Origin of the sequence: Dolichospermum lemmermannii CS-548 (genome assembly GCF_028330815.1) — a bacterium.
In the GTDB taxonomy this organism is placed as follows: domain Bacteria; phylum Cyanobacteriota; class Cyanobacteriia; order Cyanobacteriales; family Nostocaceae; genus Dolichospermum; species Dolichospermum lemmermannii.
The window spans coordinates 1-7,150 of record NZ_JAQMTJ010000033.1 but is presented as its reverse complement, the minus strand read 5'-3'; the positions used below and the strand labels follow the sequence as shown (position 1 = coordinate 7,150).

Sequence of the window (7,150 nt, the reverse complement as noted above, 5' to 3'; positions counted from 1 at the left end):
TTAGGTTCAACAGGGTTTTATCTTGCTCACGAGTTAAAAATACCCTTAAACGAGCGCCCATATTTTAATCACCTCAGTAGATTGATTTTCCGTATTTACTTATCTTTACATAGTTTGATTTCTTTGCGCCAACTTACTTAATAGCACTTGGGAGGCATTAATTCACAAAGTACCATTGATTGTATTTCCCCAGGGAGGGGATCAATATTTAGTAGCTAATCGTGTAGAAGAATTAAATATCGGAGTATGGGTAAAACAGAAAAATATTGCTCCATTGAAATTGCGATCGCTTGTTGAACAGATCATCAAAGATGAAAAAATTCGTAGTAATATTGATCTATTAAGTGATTCTTTGATCAAATCAGGTGGCACTCAAAAAGCAGTAGATAAAATTTTAGAATTTAAACAGAGGAACAGCACTTCTCATGTTTTGAAATAGTACAAATTTTATTATCTGCATTAACTCAGTAAATTCTAATTAAGAGCAAAATGAAACTGACAATAGAACAAATAAAAAGTTATGAAGAACAAGGATTTTTGTTCATTCCAGAGTGTTTTAGCCGTGAGGAAATATCAGTAATTTGTGATCAAATTCCCAATGTCATGGACGATGAAGCAGTTGGTCGTGTTTTAGAAGATGATCAAAAAACCTTACGCACTCTCTATGGATCTCATCTCAATAACAAAATTTTCCGAGATTTAGTCCGTCACCCTCGTCTATTGACAGTTGCACAACAACTTTTTGCGAGTGAATTGTACGTTTTTCGCAGTAAAATTGTCATGAAACCAGCTTTTACCGGCGGGATGTGGGGATGGCATCAAGATTCTGCATTTGCACAGTATTACGAACGAATTTCCTCACCAAAAGGAGGAAATGCCATCCTTTTCTTAGATGAAGTCAATGAATTTAATGGACCAGTATATTACATACCAGGTTCTCATCAACAGGGAATACTCGAAGCGGCAAATTCTGCTTCAACTACTAATTCATCCTTAGCAGTCGCTCCAGAAACGATTGCCAAATTTGCATCTGTGCAAGGAATAGTCGCACCAAAAGGTCTCGCGGGGTCGGTTTTGTTCGTACACTATGATACATTACATGGTTCCGTTGCCAATATTTCTCCCTGGGACCGCCGAAACTTTGTCATCACCTATAGCAGTATTGAAAACAGCGCCCTTCCCAACAAAGAAAGACCAGCTTTTTTATCAAATCCTGATCTCACGCCATTAATAGCTCTTAGTCAAGACGAACTTGATCGCATATTTACTCAACAATAAACTTATATTAGTAAAAATTTGTACAAATAATACAGTTATGGGGATCACTTGGAGTCGAGTCATAATGAACCGGGAAACGGCAAAGCTACTAGAGAATTTACCGTTTTCAAAATGGCGAGTATTAGAAGTTTCAGGCAAGAACTGGGAAACTTTTGGGTTTCAAGAATATGAAAATATCCACTATCCAGAATATGATATTTGTTCTGCACCTTTGCCAAAAAAGTTTGATTTAATTATTGCAGAACAAGTTTTTGAGCATTTATTATATCCCTATCGAGCCGGTCGCAATATTATTTCCATGCTTTCCCCCGGAGGGTATTTTCTCATCTCTGTTCCTTTTTTGGTGAAACTTCATAATTACCCAATAGATTGCACACGCTGGACGGAAACTGGACTCAAATACTTTCTCCATGAATGTGGATTTTCTCTAGATAACATTCAAACTGGTTCTTGGGGAAATCGCCAATGTATCATTGCTAATTTCTCTCAATGGGTCGAATATGATCCTGTTTCTCATTGCCTAGATAACGAACCAGAATTCCCTTACCACGTCTGGGCATTAGCGCATTTATAACATGAGGCTAGAGTAAATATAGCAGTTGCTAGATAGATAAGAATTTACTGAAAATATTGCCAAGAAATTAACAATTCAGAACGATGAATTTTACAATCCCTGAAGAATATAACTTCCTATCTCGCTTTTACCGACTGGCATTTACAAATATTCTCTCTAGTATTGTTGTGCCATTGTCGGGTTTAATAGACCTAGCCTACTTGGGACATTTACCTGATATCCGTTACTTAGCAGGAGTTTCTTTAGCCACAATTCTTTTTAGCTACTTATATCGAGTTTTGAATTTTTTACGTTCTTCTAGCAACGGTATGACAGCACAAGCTGTAGGATCTGATAATCCAGAAGCGATATTATTAGTATTACTCCGAAATGGTCTAATTGCTTTGGGAATAGGTACACTTATCCTCATTCTTCAGTACCCTTTACAAACAGTAGGGTTTACCTTTTTAGTGGGTGCAACAGAGGTAAAAGATGCCGGTCTTGACTATTTTCAAGCTCGTATTTGGGGCGCACCTGCGGTTTTACTTAACTTTGTTCTAGTTGGTTGGTTTTTTGGCCGAGAACTTAATATTTTTGTGGTGCTGATATCTGTAATAGAAAGCCTAACTAATGTGGTGCTGGACTACTTATTTATTATTCGCTGGGGTTGGGCTAGTACAGGGGCTGGTTTAACTACAGCTATTAGCCAGTATGTGGCATTATTAATAGGTTTAATTATAGTTTGCTTCCACATTGATTGGTCAATTGTATCAGGTGTAATCCCAAAAGTCTTGAATTGGTCAGCTATTAAAGCTACCTTCAAACTAAATAGAGATATGTTAATAAGAAGTTTGGCCGTAGTCTCTACCTTTGCCATTTTTACTGAACTCAGTTCGGCAATGGGAACAGAGATATTAGCAGAAAATAGTGTTCTTTTTCAAGCGGCAGCTTTTAATATGTTTGTTGTTCAAGGAGTAGGATTTGCCACCCAAAGCCTCACGGGAAACTTTAAGGGACAAGGTACATTACAGCAGCTACAACCATTACTAATTGTTAGTCTACTTACTAGCTTATTACTTTCAATTCCCATTGCTATCTTATATATTCTCTTTCCAGAAACTATATTTGGACTATTAACTAACCACACTGAAGTAACTGAAAACATTTCTAACTACGTTAAATGGTTGTTACCATTTCAGGGGTTTTTTGCAGTTAATGTGATTCTGGAAGGATTCTTTGGAGGTTTAACCGAAGGAAGAACGTTACGTAATTCTGCCCTCATTTCCTTTGTAGGAGGTTTCATGCCTATAGCTATAGCTAGTTGGTATTTTCACAGTAACCATCTTTTATGGTTAGCGATGACATTATTTTCAATAACGGCTATTGTGGTATTTTCATTTAAACTATTAGATACATTTACAAGTGAAATAAAAATTCCTATCGTTTCCTCTACAACTACTGAAAGTTAAGATAACTTTGCTATTACTTGAAAACCCTCGCAGGAGGGTAATTATTAACTTAACTTACATAATAGAATAAGATACAGTCATAAGCCCCCTCCTCGCTTTCGGGGAGGGGGTTCTTGTATTTCACTCAACCAATAACCGCTATAACACCGATTCAATCATCAAAATTAAGTAGTAAACTGTTTATTAGTTTGACTAGGGATTTGATTTATGATTGCCACTATTGCAACTATTCCCCTTTTTCAACTTGCTTCTGGTGAGTTTCTTTCTCTTCAAGTATATAAATTTATTGGGGCTAAATCTGGTAAAAAAGTATATATCCAATCTAACTTACACGGTGCGGAAATTGTTGGTAATGCTGTCATTTACCAAATTATTGATTTCTTAACGACATTAAATAATACTCAGATTATAGGAGAAATTTGGCTTGTACCTGTTTGTAATCCCTTAGCTGTTAACCAACGAACTCATAATTTTTCAACAGGTAGATTCAATGTTTACGATAGTCAAAATTGGAATAGAATTTTTTGGGATTATGAAAAAAAACATGATGATATAGAAGAATTTGCTCGTTCTCAAATTGGTTTAGATATAGATACAATTAAATATAACTTTTCCCAAAAAATTCAAACTAGTTTCGATAGTCTTTTAGATAAAATCAATGCCCCTAGCAGTGTCCAATTAACTGATAAATATCGTTATAAGCTGCAATCTCTGTATTTAGATGCAGACTACGTAATTGATTTACATAGTCACACTGGAGAAGGAATAGAATACCTTTATTATTTCCGAAATCGAGAAGATAGTGCTAATTTATTTCTTCTAGATTATAGCATTTTATTCGATGAATATGATGGTGATGCTTTTGATGAATCATTTATCAAACCTTGGTTAGCTTTAGAGAATGCTTTATTAAAATTAACCGGACAAAAAATGATATTTGATAAAGAAGCATGGACTTTAGAATTAGGAACAGGAATGCAAATGAATCCAGATTCAGTATCTAAAGGAGTGTGCGGAATTAAAAATTATTTAACTCAAAAAAGTATTTTAGAAATACAGGATTTAACCCAATCAAAAACTATATCTCGTCAAACAAATTTTCGTTCACTTAGTCAACTAAAAAAATATTGGAGTCCCGTAGGAGGAATGATTTTATCTAAAGCTGCATTAGGTACTTCAGTAAATCAGGGAGATTTGCTATATCAAATTCTTACGTTCAATAAAATCGGTGAATTACCCACAACTATTCATGTTCATGCAGAGAAAACAGGCTTGGTTTATGATATATCCATAAATAACTCTGTTAACGAAGGAGAATTTGTATTAGCGACTATGTAGTTTGTCATGGAAAACATTTAACACAGAATTATTCAATCTATTAATTCATCTGCGTTTATTTGCGTTTATCTGCGTTCAAATCTTGATTCTTAAATAAAATTACCATTTGTCCTGATTTGCATAAAGGCAAATATCAGGATTGTTGATTAATGGCAAGAAACCGTAATAAAACATTACACTAAAATAAATATCTGACCGAAATTTAACTGCTCAAAAAAACTATGACTCAACCAACTACAAAAATTTGTATACTAGGTGGTGGCTTTGGTGGACTCTATACCGCCCTGCGTTTAAGCCAATTACCCTGGGAATCTACACCAAAACCTGAGATTATTTTAGTAGATCAGAGCGATCGCTTTGTCTTTTCTCCCCTGCTTTACGAACTCCTCACCAGAGAACTCCAAACCTGGGAAATCGCCCCACCCTACTCAGAATTACTCCAAGGAACAGGAATCCAGTTTCACCAAGCCGCTGTTTCCGCCATAGATATCAACAAACAAACAGTCCAATTAGCAGATAAATCAGAACTGAATTATGACCGCTTAGTCTTAGCCTTAGGTGGCGAAACCCCCCTAGACTTAGTTCCCGGTGCTGTCACTCATGCTTACCCTTTCCGTACTATTACTGATGCCTACAAATTAGAAGAACGGCTGCGAATTCTCGAAGCAGCAAATCCCGAAAAAATCCGTGTCGCCATAGTTGGTGCAGGTTACAGCGGCGTAGAATTAGCTTGTAAACTAGCAGACAGAATCGGCGAAAAAGGACGTTTCCGCCTCATTGAACTCAGCGACCAAATTCTCCGCACTTCCCCAGAATTTAACCGTGAAGCCGCCAAAAAAGCCTTAGATAGTAAAGGCGTATTTATTGACCTAGAAACCAAAGTAGCAGCAATTAATCAAGATAGCATCTCCCTAGAGTATAAAAATCAAGTAGACACCATACCCGTAGATGTAGTCATTTGGACAGTGGGAACAAAAGTTTCTCCAGTTGTCACAGCCTTACCCCTCAAGCAAAATCAGCGTGGACAAATCACCACCACAGCCCAACTACAAGCCATAGAACATCCCGAAATCTTTGCTTTAGGAGATTTAGCCGACTGTCTCGACGCAGAAGGAAAACAAGTCCCCGCCACCGCCCAAGTTGCTTTCCAACAAGCTGATTATACCGCTTGGAATATCTGGGCTACTATTACCAATCGTCCTCTCCTTCCCTTCCGCTATCAACCATTAGGAGAAATGATGGCTTTGGGAATAGATAACGCCACCCTCACAGGGTTAGGTGTGCAATTAGACGGGTCTTTTGCGTACTTAGCCCGTCGGCTGGCTTATCTGTATCGTTTACCAACTTTAAATCATCAGTTGAAAGTCGGTTTTAATTGGTTAGTTAGCCCCATAATAGAAGCCATTTCCAAGTAATTAAAGATCCCCGACTTCTCAAAGAAGTCGGGGATTTGGACAAATTCAGATATCATTGCTACGTATTTAGTTAAAGTATTCATTTTATGAAAAAGCCTAAAGTTATTTTTGTAGATGCTGTGGGGACATTATTTGGTGTTAAAGGTAGTGTTGGGGAAATTTACCGACAAATCGCCCAAGAATTTGGTGTAGAAGTTTCCGCCCAAATTTTGGATGAAAACTTTATGAAAAGCTTCAAAGCATCACCACCACCGATATTTATTGATGCAGATATCAAAGATATTCCCCAGCGTGAATATGATTGGTGGCAGATAATTGCTTTAAATACCTTTGAAGGTGCAGGAGTTCTCCAACAATTTACCGATTTTCCCGCTTTTTTTACCGAACTTTATATCCACTTTGGGACTTCCGAACCGTGGTATGTTTATCCTGATGTTAAGTTAGCTTTAATCAACTGGCGACGCTTAGGAATTGAATTAGGAATATTATCTAATTTTGATTCTCGTTTGTATTTAGTATTGCAAGGTTTAGGACTTAAAGAATATTTTACTTCTGTGACCATTTCTACTCAAGTCCGTGCTGCTAAACCAGATCCAGAAATTTTTAAAATTGCCTTAAACAAGCACAAGTGTTCACCGGAAGCCGCATGGCACATTGGCGACAGTATAACAGATGATTATTATGGGGCAAAATCCGCAGGAATAAGAGGTATTTGGATTAACCGTAATTCCACTGAATAATACCGTAATTGTCCGGTTAATAGAGGTTTATGGTGTAAATTTTTCTGGCCAAGATTCTATATATAGTCATAAGACCTCGCGGTAAGTGGGAAACGAGCGCGTCTTTAGACCTGAGAGGGAAACGGCACGAGGGATTTTAATCCCTGTGGTATGTTAGAATTAAATCGTGAGTAAGAACAAAAAACATCTACGTGTTGAAGCATCCTAGTACGGAGCAATTCCGGCTCCTATGAAACAACGGTTAGGTTTAAGTCCTAACGGCAGTATTGACTTGAAAGAGCGAGTAATGGCAGGTTGTGGAGCGTACCGCGTCTTGGCTTAGTGATGGATTCTAAAAACACTGAAAACCATAAAAGT

General features: G+C 37.2%; 6 protein-coding genes and 1 pseudogene. All 7 read left to right on the top strand.

Going from position 1 to position 7,150, the window contains the following annotated elements; translation table 11 throughout:
• Positions 1-151 precede the first annotated feature (151 nt).
• Positions 152-439 (top strand): annotated as a pseudogene (locus PN450_RS01715) (nucleotide disphospho-sugar-binding domain-containing protein); the annotation flags it as partial.
• A 50-nt stretch (positions 440-489) separates the two neighbouring features.
• Positions 490-1,278 (top strand): phytanoyl-CoA dioxygenase family protein, encoded by a 789-nt coding sequence (locus tag PN450_RS01710; protein ID WP_148762231.1) that lies wholly within the window; start codon positions 490-492, stop codon positions 1,276-1,278.
• 64 nt (positions 1,279-1,342) lie between these two features.
• Positions 1,343-1,852: a class I SAM-dependent methyltransferase gene (locus PN450_RS01705; protein WP_246863098.1), complete on the top strand. Its 510-nt coding sequence runs from the start codon at positions 1,343-1,345 to the stop codon at positions 1,850-1,852.
• 83 nt (positions 1,853-1,935) lie between these two features.
• Positions 1,936-3,300 (top strand): guanitoxin biosynthesis MATE family efflux transporter GntT, encoded by a 1,365-nt coding sequence (gene gntT / locus PN450_RS01700; RefSeq protein ID WP_271835230.1) that lies wholly within the window; start codon positions 1,936-1,938, stop codon positions 3,298-3,300.
• A gap of 207 nt (positions 3,301-3,507) precedes the next feature.
• Positions 3,508-4,638, top strand: a complete 1,131-nt coding sequence (locus tag PN450_RS01695) for a M14 family metallopeptidase (protein ID WP_271835229.1) — start codon at positions 3,508-3,510, stop codon at positions 4,636-4,638.
• 221 nt (positions 4,639-4,859) lie between these two features.
• Positions 4,860-6,053: an NAD(P)/FAD-dependent oxidoreductase gene (locus PN450_RS01690; RefSeq protein WP_271835228.1), complete on the top strand. Its 1,194-nt coding sequence runs from the start codon at positions 4,860-4,862 to the stop codon at positions 6,051-6,053.
• Positions 6,054-6,139: 86 nt separating this feature from the next.
• Positions 6,140-6,793 (top strand): HAD-IA family hydrolase, encoded by a 654-nt coding sequence (locus PN450_RS01685; protein ID WP_015079613.1) that lies wholly within the window; start codon positions 6,140-6,142, stop codon positions 6,791-6,793.
• Positions 6,794-7,150 lie beyond the last annotated feature (357 nt).